Here is a 21,698-nt window from a genome sequence, read left to right as displayed (position 1 = left end):
GTTGTTATCTAAAAAGCCTTAGATATCCTTATCCTGCGCAGCCTGCAGCTGCTCCAGCAGCTTGCTTGTATCCACATCCTGCTTCAGCAGAATCTGCTGGAAGATCGGGAACATGACCGGCTCAATGGATGAGGTCATGCTCGGGAAAATCTGCGCTTCACTCGCATCCACCAGCGGCTGCAGCGATGCGGCAAGCGGGCTGTAGGTTTCGGAGGTGCCGCCCTTGACCGTTACGGCCTGCTTCGTTTCATCGGACCAGATTTTGGCAATTTCCGGATCAGCGACGAATTCCATGAACAGCTTGATCTCTTCCTGATGCTTGCTCCAGGACACGCCGACCAGCAAGTTGTCAGATACCAGATTCGTTACGAGCGGCTGGTCGCCGCGGTTAACCGGAATCGGGAATGCGCCCAGCTCAAAGGCGGAGAAGTCGGCATCAAAGTTCTCGCTGTAGCCCCATTCGCCCATCGGCCACATAGCCGCCTTGCCTTCTTTGAATACCTGGGCCACCTGGTCATAGCTCAGTCCAACGGAGTTCTCCAGCAGATAGCCTTTATCCGCCAGCTCCTTCATCCCGTCAAAATAAGTGCTAAACTCCGGATCGGTCCACTTCTTCTCCCCGCTGGCCAGCTGTGCGAAGACATCCGGGTTGTCATGCTGGTACAGGCCGAACTGCGAGGTGGTGATGAACTGGGTAGCCCAGCCGTCCTTGCTGCCGATGACCATAGGTGCGGTGCCGCTGGCCTTAATCTGTTCGCTGACAGCGAGCAGCTCATCCCATGTCTGCGGAATCTCAAGACCAAGCTCGCCGAACAGCGTTTTATTGTAGAACATTACGATCGGCTGGCTGTTATAGGGAACGCCGTAGGTTTTGCCGTCGACTGTGCCCAGCTTCACCGCTGCTTCCAGGTAATTATCCAGCCAAGGGCTGCCGGTAATATCCATCAGGACATCTTCTTTCGAGAACTCGGCCACCTGGTTGGGGAACAGCCAGAGCATATCCATATCCGATTTGGACACAATCCGGGTACGGATGATTTCGCGGAACTGGTCATACACCTTGTCATGTTCTATCGTGATGTAAGGGTACTTTTCCTGGAATTTATCCACGACCGTCTGGCTGATCGGATTCCAGGTTGTCAGCTTCAGCACAACCGGTTCTTTCTCGGCATCGCTGCCTGCAGCATTTGCTGTTGTATCCGCCGCTGCACTGTTGCTGTCCGAAGCCGCATTACTTCCGCAGCCGGCAAGAACGGCCAATAGACTAAGACTCCATAACGATGACCGCCAGAACCCTTTTTTCTTACTCATGTGTTAGCCTCCCTGACATAAAGTAAATTACTTAAGCCCATATTACCGTTTATGCGTCAGGTTAAATACCGTGCCTAATTGCTGGTTTACAGCTAATTATTGCTCAGTTTTGCTTATTGATGGAGCTGATTAGCTGCAACTGGCTGAAAAATAGATGAAAATTGCTTTTTCACGCAATGATTTGCTGTTCTGCTGTTCCTCAGCTACTGATTGCGGAATTCCAGCGGTGTCATACCTGTGTCATCTTTGAACAATTTACTGAAATAATGCGGATTCGCATAGCCCAGCTTTTCCGCCACCTCATATACCTTGTCATTGCTCTCACGTAGCAGCCTGCGGGCCAGCAGCATTTTTTTGGCCGTAACATACTCATTGAAATGCTGTCCGGTCTCCTTCAGAAACAGGCGGCTCAGGTGGCTTACACTGATGTGGATATGCTCCGCCGTTCCGGCAAGCGTAAGATCCCCCAGCAGATGCTCATCTATATACGCCGTTGCCAGCCGGATCACACCGCTATGCCGTCCGCCGGTTTCCGGTTCCTGCTCGGCCGCAGCCCGGTAGGCTCCCTCCAGCTCCCCGGCTGTCAGGTGAACACCGCTGTAGGTGTAAGCGAGCCGGATGCCGAGCATTTTATCCAGCCCCTGGTCGAGCTGCTCCAGGTAATTCCGCATCGCTCCGCCATCCGCGCGCTCTGCATCCAGCGGCAGGATCCAGACCAGCTCCCTGTCTTCCACATTAAGCAGCTGGCCGCCCCATTCACGGGAGGTATATTCTTCAAGGTAATAACGAAAGGACATGAAGCGGGCCGGACCGGCCGGTTCCGCTGCAGTGCTCCGGGCCATACGCAGCACTGCCAGCTGCCATCCCCTGCTGTAACGCTGCTCCAGTCCGATCTCCCGCCATTTCTCCGGCAGGTCTGCCGGCTGAGTCTCTGCTGTAAGCAGCCGGAGCAGCAGCTCTTCGCGGTCTTTGTCCGTATAGTCTGCGGCCTGCTGCTCCTGATACAGCTCCTTCAGGGTAGCAGCCGCTTTGTGCAGGGCAGCCGCGATCTCCTCCTCCGCCATCGTCGGCTTATGCAAGTAATCCACGACTCCAATCCGCACGGCTTCCTTGACATATGGAAAATCTTCAAAGCTGCTGAAAAAGATAATCTGCACTTTGCCGTACTGTGCCTTAATACGGCGGGCGAGCTCCAGTCCGTCCATACCCGGCATCCGGATATCCGTCATAACAATATGAATCTCCTCGTCCGCAAGCACCTGGAGCGCTTCAAGACCGTTCGAAGCCTCCGCCTTCCAGGTAATCCCCAGCTCATCCCAGTTCAGCATATATCTGAGGCCCAGCCGGACAATGGTTTCGTCCTCCACCACAAGCAAGTTCCACATTATTGTCACTCCCCCATTCTGCTCAGTCTGTCTTGTCCATCCTCCGCCCGGTACGGCAGATGCAGCAATGCCCTCGTTCCCGCTCCGGGTGTGCTCTCAAGCTTCAGCGTATACGGCTCGCCGTAGCGGAGCCGGATGCGGTCGCGCACATTGGCGATTCCGATGCTGTCACCGGATCTTCCGGATGATGGCGGTGTCCCTCCGCCGTTCAGCACAGCCAGCATCTCCTGATCTATCCCTTGGCCGTTGTCACTGATCCAGATCAGCAGCTCCGTGCCCTCCGGATTGACTTCAGCTCCGACCTCAATCTGCAGCAGCCCGCCGCCGCTGTGCAGCGACCCGTGAAATATCGCATTTTCCGCCAGCGGCTGCAGAATCATCGGCGGCACCCTCGCACCAAGTACATCTTCGCTTACGCTCCATTCCACTTCAAAACGGTTCGTATACCTCAGCTCCATGAGACGCATATAATGCCGCAGCAGCTCAAGCTCAGCCTCCAGCGGAACCAGCTCACTGTCCAGCTTCATATTAGCCTGCAGCAGCTTGTTCAGCGACTGGAGCAGGCGGGCAATTCCTTCGGATTGCTGCAGTACAGCAAGCATGCGGATCGAGTTAATCGTGTTAAACAGAAAATGCGGTGTGATCCGTGCCCGGAGCGCATACAGCTCGGCTTCTCTTTTTTGCCGCTCCTTCTCTTCGATGGATTCGACCAGTATACCGAGCCGCTTCACCATGGTGACATAGCTGAGATGAAGCTGGCCGATTTCGCCCCGCACCGGCGGTGCCGCCGGAGTGACGAACAGCCCCCGCTCTACATCCCGCATGGAGGAGATCAGGCTGCGGATCGGCCTCGCCAGCCCGCGGGCCAGCAGCAGCGACAGCAGCCCTGCCAATACCGTTATAATCAGCACCAGAATCATTGTGAAGTTCCGGATAACGTTGGCATCTTCCAGCAGCTCGTCGCGGTCGATCAGCAGATAACTGGTCCAGCCAAGGTATTCACTGTAGGCATACACGCCGGTAGCTGCTTCCAGCCCGTCGCCAAGTGCAGGAACGGTAATCATCCCCCGTGCCGTACCGGTGTGAACGGCCTGGTCTCTGGCTGCGCTGAGAAAACGCTGGTTATCTGCCGTATGCGTAGAGTAGATCAGCTCCCCTTTTTCATCAGCAACCATTACATGCATGCTCTCCATTTGAAAGGAGCGGACAATCTTGTCCATAAAATCCGGCCGGATGTCCACCGCCACCACCCCCGCTGCCGTAAAATCATCATTCAGCAGGACGCGCGAAGCCGTGATCGTCTGAAATGGCGCACTGTTGAACTGCCGTTCCAGCCGGAGACCGGATATGGCGATGCCGCCGTCACGGCTGAGCGTCTCCTGATACCACTCCTCTTTCTCCGGATTGACTGCCTCATTAATGGAGGACCTGTCGCTGACCCTGTACCCGTAAGTATTGCCTGTGCTGCTGTAGAAGACGAGGCCCTGAATCGTGGAAAAGATCGAAGGATACGTGACAAGAAGCTTGGCAAACTGCTGCTGGCTCTCAATCTCCTGATAGCTCCACTGGTCGCGCGGCACATACGGCTGATTCAGAATCTGAAAGATTTCCGGTGTAAAATAGGGAAAGGTGCTGAACCGGTCCACATCCTCAACCTGCCGCTGGATCGCTGCATTCAGCTGGCCGGCAATCACACCCAGATCCTCATTCACCCGCGCTTCCAGTGTCCCGACCGATTTGAAGTACGCCATCGTGCCAATGACCATTGACGGGATAATACCTAACAGGAAGAAGGCGAGCATCAGCTTGCTCTGATAGGTAAGATTGTTCCACCGCCGCATTCTTCATCCCCCCTGGAAGGCTTTAAATTTCATTTATTATAAGGGATAACCTCAGGCGCTGCATGGGAAAAATCAGTATAAATCTCTAGCATCTCCTGTTCTGCGAACCGGTTAAGGAGTCAAAAAGCCCGTCAGAATCACCTTTATATTTGACACAGATATATCATCAGTTCACTGACAAAAAATATATTTGTAAACTTTAATGACACAGGTATAATGAATCTTATGTAAAAAAATAAAAGGATTGTATCCCTTCATTCGATAATCAGAGAGGACTTATACCATGAGCGAACCTATTTCTGTAATTCCTTTGGACGGCTTAACGCCGCCTGTCTTGCACGAATTAAGCAGGCTGCTGACCGACACTGTGGAGGACGGCGCTTCGATCGGTTTTCTGCCGCCGCTCGCTGAAGATGAAGCCACTGCATACTGGCAGGGCGTGCACGGTCCCGGTGTACTCCTCTGGGTTGCTATGGATGGTGAAGCGGTGGCCGGCACCGTTCAGCTCCATCTGGCACTTAAGCCGAATGGAGCACACCGGGCCGAGCTGGCCAAGCTGATGGTACATCCCGATCACCGCCGCAAGGGCATCGCGGGCATGCTGATTGATGCGGCTGAGCGGGCTGCGGCTGCCCACGGCCGGACCCTGATCGTCCTTGATACGCGGGAGGGCGATCCTTCGAACCTGCTCTATCTTTCGCGCGGATACATAGAGGCTGGCAGAATCCCCGATTTCGCTATCTCCGCTGAGGGCGGACTGGACACAACGGTGCTTTATTACAAGAAGCTGTAGCAGCAGACAAAAAGAAGCGGCTTTGGTCCCGTAACACGGGAGCAAAGCCGCTTTATTTATTGCTGGCTGCCCATCATTGCAGCTGCTGATAAATCTTATACAGCACCTGCGCAGCCTGGGCTCTGGTGGTCACGCCCTTAGGATTCAGGGCTGCATTGCCCTGCCCGTTAATGAATCCGAGCTCAACCATCGCAGCCAGATCTTCCGCTGCGTATGCGGCGACTTGGCCGCTGTCTTTGAATTCCTTGAGATCTCCGGAGGTACCGGTCTGTAATGCCGGATCGGCTGCACGCAACGCTCTCATGGTCATTACAGCTATATCCTGTCTGCTGATCTCCGCACCGGGATTGAAATTGCCGCCGGAGCCTACCGTAATGCCGAGGGCTCTGGCAATTCCAATTTCTTCATAATACTGGTTAGTTGCATGAATATCATTGAAGTTCGCATTGAATTCCGCTGTCAGGCCCAGTGTTCTTACCAGCCACGCCAGATACTCAATTCTTGTAACTGTGCTGTCCGGGCTAAAGCTTGTAGACGAGGTGCCGTCTATGAAGCCCTTGGAGGCCATCATTTCCACCGCCGGCTGGTACCATGCATTTGGCGCTACATCTTCGAAGCTTTTTTTGGTGTAGGCAACGGCATACGTACCCGGCTGTGTAGCTGTAAACACTACTGCTTTTTTAACAGCATCATATTTAGCGTGCCTGATCTGAACGGGCTTTCCGTCTGCATCAGCGTACCAGACTGTCAGAAATGCGGAAGCAGCCAGTTCATTAAGCGCTGGAAGATATGGAATCCGCACCTCCACCGGTGCATTCAGGCTGTTCCCAGCTGCTACTGTTCCGTCTATTTTGACAGCCAAATTGATTATTGGTCTGCTGCCGGCCATGCTTTGGGTAACAGGATCAAGCGTAGCCGCGCCGGCGCTTCCAATAGTCAATTCAACATGTTTGGCATCCGCAGCAGCCGCCTTATCCAGCATCGCCGAAGATACTTGTATCGTTCCAAAGCCTGTTGTGATCTCTATTAGCACATCTGCTATATCCGAGCGCAGTGCAGCGGCAGGTAGCTCAATCGTATATCCGCTTCCCCCTGCCATAACTGGAACCTGCACTCTTATGGTCTTTATTCCATTGCTGTCTGCCTTGGCACCCGACAGTGCTCTATTGAGGTCTTCCTGACTGACAGCTAACCCTGCAGCTATGCCGGTCACCGTATCCGGCTTCAGTGCTCCAATCTTAACCACCGCTCCTTCAACTGTGTTGGTCAAAGGTGCAGGTACGTACACTGTTGCCGGCGGCGAGGATGGCACTGGTGTCGCTGTTGGCACTGGCGTCGCTGTTGGCTCTGGTGTTGCCGTCGGCGTTGGCGTCGCTGTCGGCTCCGGTGTTGCCGTCGGCGTTGGCGCCGCTGTCGGCTCCGGTGTTGCCGTCGGCGTTGGCGTCGCTGTCGGCTCCGGTGTTGCCGTCGGCGTTGGCGTCGCTGTCGGCTCCGGTGTTGCAGTCGGTGTTGGCGTCGCTGTCGGCTCCGGTGTTGCCGTCGGCGTTGGCGTCGCTGTCGGCTCCGGTGTTGCCGTCGGCGTTGGCGTCGCTGTCGGCTCCGGTGTTGCCGTCGGCGTTGGCGTCGCTGTCGGCGTTGGTGTCGCTGTCGGCTCTATTGCCGGACTGCCAATAACGATTTCAAGGGATGGACTCGCGTGATGCGTTGCCGTTTCCTTGAATCTCACCTCATAGGTTCCCGTGCCAAGTCCTGTAACCTCTATACCTGCGATGGCCGTCCAGATCCCGGCATCCGCTCCCTGTTTCCGGTATTCCATCGCGGAGGTTACGCCTGTGAGCTTTCCGTCCTTAGTATCGGCTTCACTGACATCTACACCTTTAACCTCTGTAGCAGACGGCGGCTCCTGATCCTGCTTCTGCCCTTCCGGACGGATCACCTCCCATTCCCATAAGCCTACGCCATTATCCCCTGCTGCTGACTGCTTCGTCATCGTAACCCGCAGCGCCTTAACCTCAAGCACCGGATCGAACTCGTACGGGTTCACGGATTCTGCAGGATTATGCTCAACCACCTTGATGCCCTCGGTGACTGTTCCGGCTGTGACCCATTCATTCGTTACGCTGTTCAGTGGAATGTAGGAATAGACGTACTTGGTCGGCGGGGTGATTCCGCCTGCATCTGACCACAGCACCAGATTGGAGCTTTGGATGACAGCGCCCTGCGGCCAGTCATACTGCACCCATTCCGCTGCCCCTGCATTGCCCCAGGTTCCCCAGTGCGACAGGTTAGTGCCTGTTTTTTTGCCGTCATTCACTGCGGCAAGGCTTTCCCATGGCGAGGTATAGCTGGATGATACATTGGCCAGATAGGCCATATTGTTATCGCGCGGACTGAGCAGACGCAAGTCGGTCAGCAGCTTCTCCAGCGCATGGGTAACTTCGCCGTCTGTGGCAGCCAGATTTTTAATGACAGCGGAAGCTTCAGCCTTGGCCGCTTCAACCGGTGCAAGACCCGGTGCGTCAAAGTTTGCAGCGTTCAAAGTATTAACATAGTTATACAGCTTGATCAGCTCTGCCTTATCTACTGCGCCTGTATAGCCGTAGACCTTCCATTCCAGAATCCCGCTTCCATTGGCAGCCGGCTTCATATCCATCCGCACGCCTGTAATATAAGCAGGCTCAAAGGTGGTTGTGTTGTATTTGTTAAGCTCATTGCCTAGCCCCTTCACGGCTCTCGGGGTATACCATTTGCCGTCCCCGTCACGAAGCATCAGCTGCATTTCCTTCGGACGGAAGTTTCCGCCGCCGTCCTGGAATACGTAGACATCCATGGAGGAGGCGAGAAACGGCTGCTCCCATTCATACGTGACCCAGGCCGGATCTCCTTCCCGGCCCCAGTTATGCCAGGCGCTGTTCGGTGCCCCGCGGTTCGGCGAGAAATCACCTGAGCTTTTTGGCTCAATGCCGTTGTTCATCGCTTCCGGATACCCGTCGCCGCCGGAGAAGCTGGCGGACGGCTTAGCGGTCAGCGCGGCATTGGACAGCCCCGAACTCACAACATATACGGTAGCACGAACCTCAATATCACTATCTGTGACTGTGCCGTTGGCTTCAAACTGACCCGCAGCTCCATAGCTGGCCGGATCAATGGCCTCCCACTGAATATCCCGCTCCCCATATCCGTCTTCCGACAGGACATTCACCTTACCCGGAAGAACCGGAGCTGTGTCCTTTTTGGTTACTGTGCTGAGTGCCCGGTAGGCGTCCACAGCATCTTCTTTAATTTCAATCGTGACATCCTTGCTGCCTTGTTTGTCATCGTCTGACGCGGTAAAGGTAAACACATAGGTGCCTGCCTTGCTGATGCGGGCATAGGCCGTTTCCTTGTTACCGGCTACAAAAGTAACCTCACCCGCACCCTCCGGCTTCTGCTTAACCGTCCACGCATAGGTCAGCTCCGGCTCAAATACGGCGCTGTGCACCGGATCGGGAATGGCTGTGCCGGATAATATGACGATGCTGTTATTGGCGACATCCTGTACGGCAGTCACCTGGCTGATCTGCGGAGGCTGCTTCTCAGGCGGCGCAGCCAGCTGGAAGGTCACCTCGCCGGAGCCGGTCTTCGCCCCGTCACCTGCGGTAAGCCGTAACGTATAGGTGCCTTCTTTTGAACCCGTAGCCTGTGTAATGTTTGCCTTCGGATGATTGAAAGTGAGCTTGCCGCCTTCCGGCGTGCTGACAATCTCCCACTGGTAGGTGAGGGTGCCGCCCGGCGCACCATCATCGGTTACAATGCCGTTAAGCATAAACGGAATCAGCGCCTGCGGCTTTTCCACCGCAACTTTTGCAGTCACCTGCGGAGCTTCATTTTCGCCGGTATCCGCTTTTTCGATGACCAGTTCAGCCGTCTTTGCGCTGCTCATATGGAACATGGCCGTACCTTTATTGTTCTGTACATAGAACTGTCCGGCATCTGCACCATCCAGCTTCATTGTATAGTAGCCGTTCCCGATGCCCGCCCCGTCAAAGGTAATCCGCGATGCATGCTCCTTCTCCGCCGTATTCTCAAACTGCAGGGTAAAAGCTTTACCGTCTTTGCGGATGTCCGCGCTTGTCACCTTATCGTTCCCGGAGACCAAATACATCTTCTCATCCAGCAGATTGATCCGTCTGCCGAACCCGTCTTTTGGCGTGATCTGATAGCTGTCCCCTCCATCCGTAACCAGAGCTCCGTATCCGAACAGCCCGAATACCGGATCAGTCACAATATCGGCGCTGATGCTGAGCAGGGAACCGTACAGGCCTTCCTCCGCTTCGCCGGAAAAATCATTCCAGCCGTTATTCATCACCCGCGAGCCGCCATCAAATACATCCTTGGTGCCCGTTCCTCCCTTGTACATGGAATATCTCCATGAGGTGCTGCCCACAGACTGTGCAGCAATCTGCCCCATATTGACGGCATTAAAGTTGGAAATCTTCGCTGCATAGTTGCGCTGCTGGGCGATCGCGGTCTGCTCCTCCGACCTGCCGTCATCCTCATAGCGCAGCCAGTCATCCATAATATAGCCTGCCAGTGAGGCGGTGTACTGGAAGTTCCACCAGCCTTCACCGCCGCGGAATACTGGTACGGAATAATGGAACCAGGTTGGCTGAATACCGCGCATGGCGCGTGTCTTCCAGTCTGCCATTTCCATGCTTTGTTCAGCAGCGGCTGCGCGTCCGTCGTTCGGATAATAGGTGCGCAGCGCCTTGGCCGCCGCATAAGCGCCTTCTTCACCGGTGTTATCATACTCAAATTCGGAACCGTAAGGATAATTGGCATTGGTCATATTCCGGCCTTTGTCCAGAGCGAACTTCCGCTGCAGATTGGCCGATTCGGTCAGCATGCCCTCTTCCTTCAGCGCCTCAATCATATCCGGGATCTGCTGCTCGCCGTAGAATCCGATTGCTCCGCTGGACACCCGGTTGTAGTAGATGCCGTAGGCTTTTTCCAGATAAAATTGCGGGGACTCCCGGTACTCAATCAGGCTTGGATAAGCCTTTTGAATCCGGTACATGTTGAAGAAGCCGGTCGCTTCCATCATTTCCGAGAACGCCCGGGTATACGGCTGCTCTTTATCCGTAAAAGCCCCCGAATCTCTGAGATAGTTCGCTACCGTATAGCTGTTCTGTGTATTTTTCATATAACGTTCCCACATGAAGTCGATCAGGTACGTTTCGATGGAACTGATTTCAGCGGGATCGGGATCAAGCACATTTTTCATCGTCATGAAATTGATATTATCGTGGCTCCAGTCATCCCCCCAGTGGCTGGTGTTCTTGTCGAGGCCGCCGGTGAGATACCAGTCAAAATAGTTGCCGTACGTCGGACTTTTCGGGTCCTTATCCTGCGTCTGCTCCACCATAAATGCGGAATGGGCCTGTGACGTCTGGTCCAGCTCGGCCAGCACATTGAATTCATACTGGGTAAATTTATCGACCCATTCATTGCCAACCTTCAGCTTGTAATTCACACGTACACTGTTATTGCCGATGGAACCGAACTTCAGCGAATAGATATGATGCTGTTCACCGTCAACTATCTTCGTCTCTACGAACTCGTAGGCTTCATCGTAGCCCGGATTCCCGTCAGCCAGGCCGCGGCCGGTTCGGGAATTGTTGACCATCTCTGCTCTAGTCCTGCCGGGCTTGATGTCCGGGATATGCTCTTCGTCAAACGGATCGTTCTCGTCAACATTCTGGATATCGATCGATTGTACGTCGATAAGACTGTCGTCATAGTGCAGATCCAGCTTGGCTGGCATATTAATCGCTGTCTGAAAGCCGGGGACCGCTACCGCATCGATCATGCCTGACTTGTACAGGATGGAACGCAGATTGGCCTCACGGTCCTCCATCGAGGTGGAGCTGTTATTCGGGCTCTGGGCATTAGCCTGCGGCGTATTGTCGCCTGCCCGGACAGCGGAGAATTTGAACTTGTATGTCTGCTCCTGATCCGGTCCCAGCACCAGGCTGGAAGCATCGGTGTAATAGCCGCGACCGGTCTTCCGGATATCCTTCGAGTGGATGTATAGCACATTCAGCCCCGGATACCAGCCGCCGCTGTCGCCGGTCCAGTTCGCGAAGGTATTGCCGGCACGCAGCTCTCCGCTTTCCTGCATCCAGTAGTCCACATATTCGATCCGCGCGCCGCTCTCCGGTACAGGGCTGAACAGCATGAAGTTACCCTCGCCGCTGGTACGGATCGCATAGGAATACCCGCTGTCTGCGCCGGCAAAATTATGCACGGTTACGCGGTCATCATAAGTATCGGATAAGGTCCGGTATTTGTTGTTCCAGGGCATCGGCAGGCCGATATCACCGAATTCAATATATTTGCTGCTCTTGTTCTTCAGCGTGATTTCCCACAGCAGCGAACCGTCTTCAGTATCCATATCGAATACCGACTTGACGTCAAAGCCTTTCATCACCCGCTGGGCGGTTGAATCCAGATTTTGTCCCAGAAAGTTGACTTCAACCTTTTTGCCGTCAGCTGAGGCTGTTTTTTTGATATAGGGGTTATCCGGGTTGATGGTGGAAACCTTGGTTGATCCGCCGGCGGCCAGTGTTTTATTGGTATCCACTTCTGTGAAGCCGTCTCTGTTATCGGGGAACTGCCCGCTGTCACCTGTACGGTACGAAAAAATCATCTCACCCATCCACTGGTGCTGGACATCATTCTGCGGTGAGGTCGTGTTCGGCAGCACAAAATTGATCGGTGCCCCTTTTTTATTGACGGGATTATTGTTGATGTACAGCTCCTCAATCTGGCCCAGATCACCGACTTTGGCAGACAGGCTGGCATTGGAGATGTCGTTCTTTACTGCAGCGGCTGCCAGGGGTTCTGCACCTGCATACAGAGGGATTGCCTGGACAAGCATCAGCAGCGCAACCGCCAGCGGCTTCAGTTTTCGTGTAATCATTCCCATTATAACCTCCCGTTCGGACTAATTTTTTAATCCGGTGAGCGTAATGCCCTCTACGAAATACCTTTGACCAATCAGGTAAAAAAGGACGCCCGGCGCAAACGACAGACAGGTCGCAGCCATTGTCAGCGGCCAGTCGCTTTTGAGCTGGCCCCTGAAGTTGGTCAGCCCGAGCGCAATCGTATATTTATCGCTGGAGTTAATGTAGATCATCTGCTGGAGCAGATCGTTCCATAGCCCGATGAAGATAAACAGCGCGACAACAATCATGGCCGGGCGGATCGCCGGCATGATGATGCTGAACAGGATCCGGAAGTAGCCGGCGCCGTCAATGGTTGCAGCCTGATCAAGCTCGCGCGGGATCGACACAATAAACTGGCGGATCAGGAAGATGTTAAAGGCCCCGCCCCCGCAAAAGTAAGGCAGAATCAGCGGCCAGTAGCTGTCATTGAACCCCAGTCCCCGCGTCCAGCCGATATACAGCGGAATGAGTGTTACCATGGCCGGCAGCAGCATCGAGCCTACGCAGAGCGCCCACAGCAGGCTTTTTCCTCTGAACCGCAGCCTTGCAAAGGCATATCCGCACAGCGTAGCCGTAAAGGTCCCTGCCAGACAGGAGGGAGTGATAATGACCATCGTGTTCCACAGGTACTTCCAGAATTTAAAGACCTCAAGCGTCTTCTCATAGTTGGAGAACAGCCAGTTCTGAGGCAGCAGCGAGGGAGGATACTGATAGATCTCCGCATTGGTCATGAGTGAGGTGCGAAAAATCCACCAGATAGGGAAAAATGCGATCAGTGCAAATAAAATGACAACGGCAAAGGTCAGGATATTCATTGCCCTGTGTCTGCGTTTTTTGCTTTTTAGTCTGCCGTATGCTGCTACACTCACTTGTCGTCGCCTCCTTCATTAAAAATCCACCGGTTCGACGTCTTGAACAGCACGGTAGTAAACACGGCAAGGATGGCGAAAATAATCAGGGTCGTTGCGCAGGCATAACCGAGCCGGTAATTCACAAAGGCCTGATCATACATCAGATAAGTCAGAAAGCGCGATGAGTTGCCCGGGCCGCCATTGGTTAAGGCCAGCGCCGGTGTAACGATCTGGAGATTGGCGATCAGGCTCATCAGCAGGTTGTAGAAAATGATCGGCGTCATGCACGGCAGGGTGATATGCAGGAAGCGCTTCCAACCATTCGCTCCATCCATCTCGGCAGCTTCATGATAGACGACCGGAACATTTTGCAGACCAGCGAGGAAAATAACGATCAGATTCCCCGACAGCCAGACCGAAATCAGGGACAGCGAAGGAACGACATAGCTGGAATCCGCGATAAAGAGGATTTTATTAAGGCCCAGCTCAGAGAGCAAATAGTTAAAGAAGCCGAAATTCCCCTCGTAAAGCCACGACCAGCCTACATAGATCGCTGCAGCAGGCAGTACATACGGCACATAAAAGACAGCCCGGAAAAAGCCCCTCGCCGGAATTTTACGGTTAAGCAGCATGGCAATAAACAGCGAATAGACCATGCTTCCGGCTACCGAAAGGATAGCAAAATAAATCGTCGCAATAATCGAATCCTTAATATAAGGGTCCGTTGTAAACAGCTTGATATAGTTATCAAAGCCGATAAACTCAGGACTCTTCAGCCCCGTCCAGTTCGTCAGGCTGATCCCCAGCACTCCGGCAAGCGGCAGATAAGTCAGGAAGATCAGTCCCAGAAAGGCAGGAATCAGACAGATGTACGCGGTACGCGCCTCGCTGGCATGTATGCGGGATCGCATACGGGGACGGCGTTTTTGCAGCTTAGTAATGGTTTCCATATCTCGCACTCCCTCACAAGTGGAGGCTGGCCGCCGCACAGCAATGCCGGCAGCCAGCCCTCTATTCTTTACTTGTTGCCTGCGTGTACGGCTTTCAGCGCTTCAAGATTTTTGGTGATCGCTTCTTTGGCCGTCGTTTTTCCGGTCCAGACATCACCCAGAACGGAGCCGAGCAGCGTATTGAAGTCTGTAGTATAGTTCGTATAGAACCACGCAGCCGGTCTTGCAGCAGGGGACTGGGCATAATCAACTACCGCGGACTTGTATTCGTCGTATGGCGGGAAGTTCGGATTTTCCACCCATTTGCGGGTGAGCGTCTCATCCTTATACCACTTATCCAGCGTCGGCATCCAGATACCCGAGGAGATCAGCTCCCAGTTGTTTTCTTCCGAGTTGTACCATTTCAGCCATTCCATCGCTTCCTTCGGATGCTTGGTCTGGGAGAAGACGACGTTGGCGCCGCCTGTGCTGATCGTTACCTTATCCTTCATATAAGGCAGGACGGCTACGCCATAATTCAGCCCTTCTTCCTTGGCCGAATTCAGGCTGGTTCCCACATTCCATTGCCCGTTCGTTGCCATAGCGACTGTACCGGCAATGACTGTACGCTGGATGCCGTCATCGGTCTGACCCACGGACAGCGGAGCAACGTGATCCTTCAGGTACAGGTCAGCCACCCGTTGAATGGCTTCCATGCTGGCGTCTTCGCCGATCCGTACCTCTGAACCGTCTTCGGAATAGAAGCCCCCGCCATTGCTGAGCGTCCAGGCTTCCAGCTGCCACGGAAGATTTTCGACGGAAGCGCCGAACTGGACGATACCCTGTTCATCAAAGCCATCCTCGCCGGGATGCTTGCCGTTCTTGTCAATGGTCAGCTTCTTGGCCGTCTCTACGAACTGATCCCAGGTCCAGGCCTGATCGAGCACAGCCGGAGGGTACGCAACACCTGCTTTATCAAACATATCTTTGTTATAGTAGAGCAGGAGAATTTCATTGGCGGCCGCATAGGCCACGGTATTGCCTTTATGTTTGTAAGCCAGGCTGTCGAGCGGCTTGCTGTCACTGCCCTCATACATAGCGCTTACATCGTTCAGCATACCTTCAGAGGACCACTGGATAACTCCGTCTTCCTTCAGCATTCCTGTGTCCGGCAATTGGCCTGCCGTGGCGAGCGTATTCAGCTTCGTCATGTAGTTCTCCCAAGGGATTGCCTGCACCTCGACTTCGATTTTGTCCTGCGAGGCATTGAACCGGTCAGCCACCTTCTGGGTTGTATTCCCTTCTGCGGCACTACCCCACATGGAGTAGACGATTTTAACCTTTTCAGCAGAGGCCTCTGAGGTTTTGGCCGGCTCCGCACTTTTAGTTGCCGTGTTGCCTGTGTTTCCCTTATTTCCTGAGTTTTCCGTGTCTGCCGCGTTATTCCCGCAACCGGCGGCGCTTACCATTAATGCAGTCAGGATAAGACCTGCTCCCAGTTTTTTTGCTGTTTTCATATTTCTGATCTCCCCTCATCATTTACTTCGTTTACCCGGCCAGCCTTCATATTCACCTTGAAATCATTAGCCCAACCTTTTTGTTAAACGTTTAAATAAAATCGAAAGCAAAAGTCCTCTCTGCAGCTTTACAGACCCTGGCACTTTTCCCCTACAGTATATTTTCAACTCTGATCTTTATAACGCAATTATCAAAAGAAACGTGATGCTTCAAAGGTTCAAACCGTGTTCTGCCTGAAATCAGGTTAAATTCCTCCCTCCTTACAACGGCTCAAGCTTCAAGATAATCGTTTAACAAAGAATCCAAGCTTAGTGATCTCCCCTGGTTTAATTGAATGTTGCTGCTCTTCCCCTCCCCGTTACGGAAGCGCTTACTTCATTTTAGCACCCCCCATTTCAATTGAAAAACCGATATTACAACCTATATTTATAAAATTTCAATCTTTTTAGGCGGAAGAGGGTGCTATGGAAACCGGAAGAGCCCGGAAGTGCCTGCCCGTAAAATAAATAGTTCAAAAAAAGAATAATTGATTATATATTTTCACTGTTAATCATAGTTCTTTACTTATGCCAGAAGTTGGGATACATTGGGTGAAACAGGCAAGGCAAGCCGGAGTGCTTTTTCATAATTGCAACCTATGGAGATGGAGGAGCCTATTCAATGAACGCGCCCATCCTGCATTTTATTTCGCCCCCGATTCCCTATTTTGTGGACTGCGGGCATGCGTCATACGAGGTTGGTGATTATCACATAGACCGCAACTGCATTGGGGTGTTTGATTTAATCGTGGTTGTCAAAGGCCTTCTGCCGGTCGGGGAAAATGGTATTTTGCGTGAGCTGGGTGCAGGTGAAGGCGTAATCCTCCTGCCGGACGGCCACCATTACGGGTTCGCCCCCTGCACTGTGCCCACCGAAATCATCTGGATTCACTTCCAGACCTTTGGCAGCTGGCAGGAATGTGCCGATATGAATGAGTGCCTCCTTAATCAGCAGCTCCTGTTTGAGGAGCACAAGAATAAAGCCTATGTCCATCACACCGATCTCTGTTCCATCTTTCTGCCGAGACTTCTGAAGATCTCCGCCAAGGCAATGGAGCTGCTGGAGTTATTTTTTGAGCAGGAATCGGAGCCGAAATCCCTTCGCAACTGGCGCCGGCAGGCCAGCTTTCAATCCTTCCTGCAGCATCTGGACCGCAGCCTGGCTTCACCGAGCGATGCAACCGCAATCCATCTGGCAGAGCAGATTGAGCTGTATATCCGGAACAATTACATGCACGACCTCACCAATCCTGTTCTGCAAAAGGAATTGAACTACCACCCGAACTATCTGGCCAAAAGCATGCTGAAGGTCTTCGGCATGACGCCGATGGCCTACCTGCAATATTACCGGATCGAACAGTCCAAGCGGCTGCTGCTCCAGACCTCCTGGTCTGTGGCGCGTATTGCCGAGGAAGTCGGCTTCCATCATGTCTCCCACTACTCCTCCTGCTTCTCCAAGAAAGAGGGGCTCTCCCCTTCGGCCTTCCGCAGCAAGTTTGTGAAGGAGCGGTAGTGTCTAATAAGAAGAATCAGAAGAAAGACGGATTAGCCTAAAAAGTTGAAATGATTCAGCCGCTCCCGCCCTGGAGTGGTTTTTTTATATTTGTATAGATAAAGCGCTTGAAAATATTGTAAACCAAAACAAGGGTATGATAAGATAAGTATGAAGCGGAATTGAATTAAGTTACCTTAATCAAATAAGAGGTGTATTAGATTGAACGATAACAATATTAAAGTTGGTGTCTCTAATAAAGAAGGTCAGTTAGGTTTTGTTTTTTCGAGGGGCGGTCTTCGAGAGGGTTCAGGGAGGAAACCTATAGGTGTAACTAAAAAAGTATCACTGACTTTAACCGAGGAAATATGGGGAAAAATTGAGGAGTATTGCAAGGACAATGACCTTTCCCGTTCGGAGGTGATCCGGACCGTTCTTGAGTCCCACTATTCACAATAAATTTGTTCGAGGCAGGTGAGGTCTTTGCTGGTTGAGATAACAAAAGATTCTCTTATAAATGCAGTTCGACATGTAATAAAAGCAATAGCAGTGAATAGTCCAATACCCATACTTCATGGGATATTTATTCAAGCAGGTGCGGACGAACTTAGGTTTACTGCAAGTAATACGAGCATGAGCGTACAGTCCGTGATTCCTCAAAACGGTGTTTTTATGGCTGTAAAAAGAACAGGAAGTCTCGTTATACCATCACGTTATTTTTACGACGTTATTCATAAACTAAATGATGAAATAGTTGTACTTGAGACTAAAGAGCAACTGATTCTTTCCATAAAATCGGGGAATACTCAAATACGTTTATGCGGTATGGACTCAGCAGAATATCCTTATTTTGATAATAGTGGAGGGCTTTCAGCTGGTAAACTGCAAGTGAATAATGCTTTGTTAAGGTCAGCAATTAAGCAGGTAGCCATAGTCGCATCCACGTCCGAAACCAGACCCATATTAACAGGAGTTTTCCTCGAGTTCCATAATAATCTCCTAAACCTTACTGCTACTGACGGAGTCCGCCTTGCTTCCCGAACCTTGCATGTAGAAGGTTATACAGCCGGCAGCTTTACCGCAATTATTCCAGCTAAAAATCTGCATGAAGTATCTAAGATGTTAAGTGACGCAGATGATGTGACTGAGATTGAAGTGCGTAATAACAGAGTGAGGCTTATGACAAATGGCCTGAAAGTCGAATCTGCTCTTATTGAAGGAACTTTTCCCTCCATAAAAAATATAATCCCCCAGTCTTATCTATGTGAAATTTTAGTTAATAAAGCAAGTTTGTTAAAAGCAGTTGAATGTGTGACAGTAATGGCTATTGACAACGTTATCCGGCTGGCAGCCGCTTCAGATACATTAAAACTATTGTCCAGAACTGCCGAAATCGGGGATGTCAAAAATGAAATTTTCTTACTAGGGATGAGCGGAGAGGGATTTAACATATCGCTGAACGGAAAGTTTTTTATTGATATGCTTCGTAACAGTGATTGCGCGAATATCCGAATAAAATATGCAGGGAAAACCAGTCCCATTATCGTACTTCCAGAGGATTCAACCATGTCTGCTCTGTTCCTGATTACTCCAGTGATGACGCAAAGTTGATTATTTTTTCAGTTCCTTTAGATAGCTATAAGTGAAAAAGCCGTCCCTCCCGGGAACGGCTTCTTTACACTATTTAAGCCCACCACATATCCAGCGGCTGCTCGCGGATCAGGATCGACTGCAGGTTGGTTACGGCACGCTGGAAGCCTTCGTCTACCGACATCAGCGGGTCCTCATGCTCGATACTTACCACATAATCATAGCCGTAGGTGCGCAGCGCGCTCATAATATCCGACCATTCGGACAGGCTGTGGCCGCAGCCGACGGAGCGGAAAGTCCACGCCCGGGTCTGCACATCGCCGTAAGGCTGCATGTCAGTCAGGCCGTACATATTAATGTTGTCCTGATCGAGATAGGTATCCTTGGCATGGAAGTGGTGGATCGCTCCGGCTTTGCCAAGGATCTTGATTGCGCCGACCGGATCAATCCCCTGCCACCACAGATGGCTCGGATCAAGGTTAGCTCCGATCGCATCACAGGTCGCTTCTCTCAGCTTCAGGATCGTGTACGGCGTATGGCACAGGAAGCCGCCGTGCAGCTCGATCCCGATTTTCACACCATGCTCCTCTGCCAGCTGGCCGATCTCTTTCCAGTACGGAATCAGCTTCTGCTCCCACTGCCAGGTCAGAATATCGCTGTACACAGTCGGCCAAGGTGTAACCGGCCAGTTCGGCGCTTTAGCGTCGTCACTGTCTCCGGCAGTGCCCGAGAACGTATTAACGACCTGAACACCCATCAGCGAAGCCAGCTTGATCGACTTGCGCAGAATCTCGTCACCCTGACGGGCCTCCTCTTTGTCCGGCGAAATCGGGTTGTTGTGGCAGCTGAACGCGCTGATCATAATGCCGCGGCTGGTGAACTTCTCCAGGTAAGCCTTGCGTGCTTCCTCGCTGGCCAGCAGCTCGTCAGTCGGGCAGTGCGGATTGCCGGGGTTGCCGCCTGAGCCGATTTCAACGGCATTCAAGCCTGCGGCTGCGATTTTATCAAGCATCTCATCAAGAGTCAAACTGCCGAATACGGGATCAAATACACCTAATTTCATTTATACGCCCACCTTTTCGCGAATTGGCTCCAGAGCCTGGGAATGGCCGTATACCGGATAATCGCGCTTGGTCGGTGCGCACCAGTTTACGCCGTTGATGATAACCTTTTGGATTTCTTTATGGTAATAGGTCGGATGGGATTCATGGCCCGGCTGGAAATAAAAGATTTTGCCGCTGCCGCGCCGGTAGGTCGAGCCGCTCGGGAACACGTTTCCGCCCTCGAACCAGCCGACAAAGATCAGGCTCTCCGGTGCCGGCACATCAAAATGTGCCCCATACATCTCTTCCTGCTCCAGGTCGATATACTCGCCGATGCCTTCGGCAATCGGATGGCTCGGGTCCATCACCCAGAGGCGTTCCTTCTCGCCCGCTTCGCGCCATTTCAGATCACAGCTGGTGCCCATCAGCTTCATGAAGATTTTGGACATGTGGCCGGAATGCAGCACAATCAGCCCCATTCCCTGCAGCACACGGTTATAGACCCGGTTCACGATCTCGTCGCTTACCTCCTGATGGGCAATATGGCCCCACCATACCAGTACATCCGTGTTATTCAGCACTTCTTCCGTCAAACCGTGCTCCGGCTCATCCAGCGTGGCAGTTGCCGTATCAAACCCGGCTTCCTCAAGAAATCCGGCGATCTGCGCATGGATGCCCAGCGGATACACCTGGCGGATGCGCTCTTCCTGCAGCTCATGGCGGTACTCATTCCATACGGTTACTCTTGTCACTTCTATGACACTCTCCTAAATGGATCTATATTGATTAAATTGATGTTCATTTTGGGCTTAGTCTTCAAAAAATACCGGCATCCCTGTCTCGGACGACTTGTAGATAGCCTCCAGAATCCGGGTTACCACCAAAGCCTGCTCCGGCTTAACAACCGGCTCTGTATCATTAATAATGCTGTCAATCCACTGCGTGGCTTCAACCAGCGCCGGATCTTCGCCCGCACCGTCGTAGAAGTCTACGCCGGCAGCATCCAGGCCGATGTGCTTCTCGAACGTTTTGCCATACTCTTCGCCGTTGATGCGCAGGCCTTTTTCCATATCAGCCCCGCCTTCTGTACCGCAAAGCGTTGTCTTCGCTTCACCGACATCCAGGGTATTCAGCGCCCAGCTGGCTTCAAGCACAATGGTCGCCCCGTTTTGCATGGTAATGAAGCCGATCGCCGAATCTTCAACCGTGAATTTCTCCGGGTCCCACGGACCCCAGGCGTTGGCGGCGTTTTTGCGGCCGGACAGCTTGTGGTAAGCATTGCCCACCGCATATTTCGGCTTGTAATTATCCATCATCCACAGCGTCAGGTCGAGCGCATGGGTGCCGATATCGATCAGCGGACCGCCGCCCTGTGCTTCCTCATCCAGGAATACGCCCCAGGTCGGTACCGCGCGCCGGCGGATGGCCTTGGCTTTGGCGTAGTAGATTTCGCCGAGGTCGTTGTTTTCACATACCTTATACAGGTAAGCCGAATCGGACCGGAAGCGGTTCTGGTAGCCGATTGTCAGCTTTTTGCCGGTACGCTTGGCAGCATCAATCATGGCCTGTGCCTCAGCGGTCGTCTTCGCCATCGGCTTCTCGCACATGACGTGCTTGCCGGCCTCCATCGAGGCAATCGAAATTTCCGCATGGGAAATGTTCGGGGTACACACGTGAATTACATCTATAGTTGTATCTTTCAGCAGCTCTTTATAGTCTGTGTAAACCGCTGCGTTCTCATCTCCGAATTCCGCTTTGGCCTGCTCGGCCCGTTCAGGTACGATATCGCAAAAAGCGACCATGACAGCGCCTTCCACTTTCTTAAGTGCCGGCATATGCTTGCCGGTTGCGATGCCGCCGCAGCCGATAATCCCCACTTTTAAGGTCATTCTCTATTTCCCTCCAACGTTTGTTGTGAACT

At 52.6% G+C, this 21,698-nt stretch carries 14 protein-coding genes; 4 read left to right on the top strand and 10 right to left on the bottom strand.

Annotated elements, in window-relative coordinates; genetic code table 11:
- Nucleotides 1-18: 18 nt before the first annotated feature.
- The 3 genes from AC4G46_RS05670 to AC4G46_RS05660 form a co-directional block, all read right to left on the bottom strand.
- A complete protein-coding gene (locus AC4G46_RS05670) occupies nucleotides 19-1,311 on the bottom strand; it encodes an ABC transporter substrate-binding protein (protein WP_491127067.1) in 1,293 nt (430 codons plus the stop codon).
- A gap of 203 nt (nucleotides 1,312-1,514) precedes the next feature.
- On the bottom strand, nucleotides 1,515-2,696 hold the full coding sequence (locus tag AC4G46_RS05665) for a response regulator transcription factor (RefSeq protein WP_491127066.1): 1,182 nt from the start codon (nucleotides 2,694-2,696) through the stop codon (nucleotides 1,515-1,517).
- 5 nt (nucleotides 2,697-2,701) lie between these two features.
- The gene (locus tag AC4G46_RS05660; RefSeq protein ID WP_491127065.1) at nucleotides 2,702-4,537 is read right to left on the bottom strand and encodes a cache domain-containing sensor histidine kinase; all 1,836 of its coding nucleotides are present in this window, start codon (nucleotides 4,535-4,537) and stop codon (nucleotides 2,702-2,704) included.
- Nucleotides 4,538-4,820: 283 nt separating this feature from the next.
- On the opposite strand from AC4G46_RS05660, the gene AC4G46_RS05655 reads away from it, so the two are divergent.
- A complete protein-coding gene (locus tag AC4G46_RS05655; protein WP_491127064.1) occupies nucleotides 4,821-5,330 on the top strand; it encodes a GNAT family N-acetyltransferase in 510 nt (169 codons plus the stop codon).
- Nucleotides 5,331-5,403: 73 nt separating this feature from the next.
- Here AC4G46_RS05655 and AC4G46_RS05650 read toward each other — a convergent pair whose 3' ends face one another.
- The 4 genes from AC4G46_RS05650 to AC4G46_RS05635 all read right to left on the bottom strand — a co-directional run bounded on the left by AC4G46_RS05650 (nucleotide 5,404) and on the right by AC4G46_RS05635 (nucleotide 15,613).
- Nucleotides 5,404-12,291: a DUF5695 domain-containing protein gene (locus AC4G46_RS05650; RefSeq protein WP_491127063.1), complete on the bottom strand. Its 6,888-nt coding sequence runs from the start codon at nucleotides 12,289-12,291 to the stop codon at nucleotides 5,404-5,406.
- Nucleotides 12,292-12,315: 24 nt separating this feature from the next.
- Complete coding sequence (locus AC4G46_RS05645; protein ID WP_491127062.1) at nucleotides 12,316-13,185, bottom strand: carbohydrate ABC transporter permease; 870 nt, start codon at nucleotides 13,183-13,185, stop codon at nucleotides 12,316-12,318.
- Entirely contained in the window at nucleotides 13,182-14,117 is a 936-nt protein-coding gene (locus AC4G46_RS05640; protein ID WP_491127061.1) for a carbohydrate ABC transporter permease, read from the bottom strand. Before AC4G46_RS05640 ends, AC4G46_RS05645 begins: the two co-directional genes overlap by 4 nt.
- A gap of 68 nt (nucleotides 14,118-14,185) precedes the next feature.
- Nucleotides 14,186-15,613, bottom strand: coding sequence for an ABC transporter substrate-binding protein (locus AC4G46_RS05635; protein ID WP_491127060.1), 1,428 nt, complete (start codon nucleotides 15,611-15,613; stop codon nucleotides 14,186-14,188).
- Between the two features lie 661 nt (nucleotides 15,614-16,274).
- Here AC4G46_RS05635 and AC4G46_RS05630 point away from each other — a divergent pair.
- The 3 genes from AC4G46_RS05630 (at nucleotide 16,275) to dnaN (ending at nucleotide 18,755) form a co-directional block, all read left to right on the top strand.
- Complete coding sequence (locus tag AC4G46_RS05630) at nucleotides 16,275-17,165, top strand: helix-turn-helix transcriptional regulator (RefSeq protein ID WP_491127059.1); 891 nt, start codon at nucleotides 16,275-16,277, stop codon at nucleotides 17,163-17,165.
- A 201-nt stretch (nucleotides 17,166-17,366) separates the two neighbouring features.
- Nucleotides 17,367-17,603, top strand: coding sequence for a ribbon-helix-helix domain-containing protein (locus AC4G46_RS05625; protein ID WP_491127058.1), 237 nt, complete (start codon nucleotides 17,367-17,369; stop codon nucleotides 17,601-17,603).
- A gap of 24 nt (nucleotides 17,604-17,627) precedes the next feature.
- Nucleotides 17,628-18,755 carry a DNA polymerase III subunit beta gene (gene dnaN, locus AC4G46_RS05620; protein WP_491127057.1) on the top strand — a complete coding sequence of 376 codons (1,128 nt, stop codon included), beginning with the start codon at nucleotides 17,628-17,630 and terminating at the stop codon, nucleotides 18,753-18,755.
- A gap of 73 nt (nucleotides 18,756-18,828) precedes the next feature.
- Here the strand turns inward: dnaN and AC4G46_RS05615 are convergent, their stop codons facing one another.
- The 3 genes from AC4G46_RS05615 to AC4G46_RS05605 are packed head-to-tail and all read right to left on the bottom strand — an operon-like array spanning nucleotide 18,829 to nucleotide 21,666.
- Complete coding sequence (locus AC4G46_RS05615; RefSeq protein WP_491127056.1) at nucleotides 18,829-19,797, bottom strand: sugar phosphate isomerase/epimerase family protein; 969 nt, start codon at nucleotides 19,795-19,797, stop codon at nucleotides 18,829-18,831.
- Nucleotides 19,798-20,529 (bottom strand): ThuA domain-containing protein, encoded by a 732-nt coding sequence (locus tag AC4G46_RS05610; protein ID WP_491127055.1) that lies wholly within the window; start codon nucleotides 20,527-20,529, stop codon nucleotides 19,798-19,800.
- Nucleotides 20,530-20,586: 57 nt separating this feature from the next.
- Nucleotides 20,587-21,666: a Gfo/Idh/MocA family protein gene (locus AC4G46_RS05605; protein ID WP_491127054.1), complete on the bottom strand. Its 1,080-nt coding sequence runs from the start codon at nucleotides 21,664-21,666 to the stop codon at nucleotides 20,587-20,589.
- Nucleotides 21,667-21,698 lie beyond the last annotated feature (32 nt).

Source organism: Paenibacillus sp. fava2, from assembly GCF_058313675.1.
Note: the sequence above shows the minus strand (reverse complement) of the source record. Positions and strands in the feature narration are given on the sequence as shown.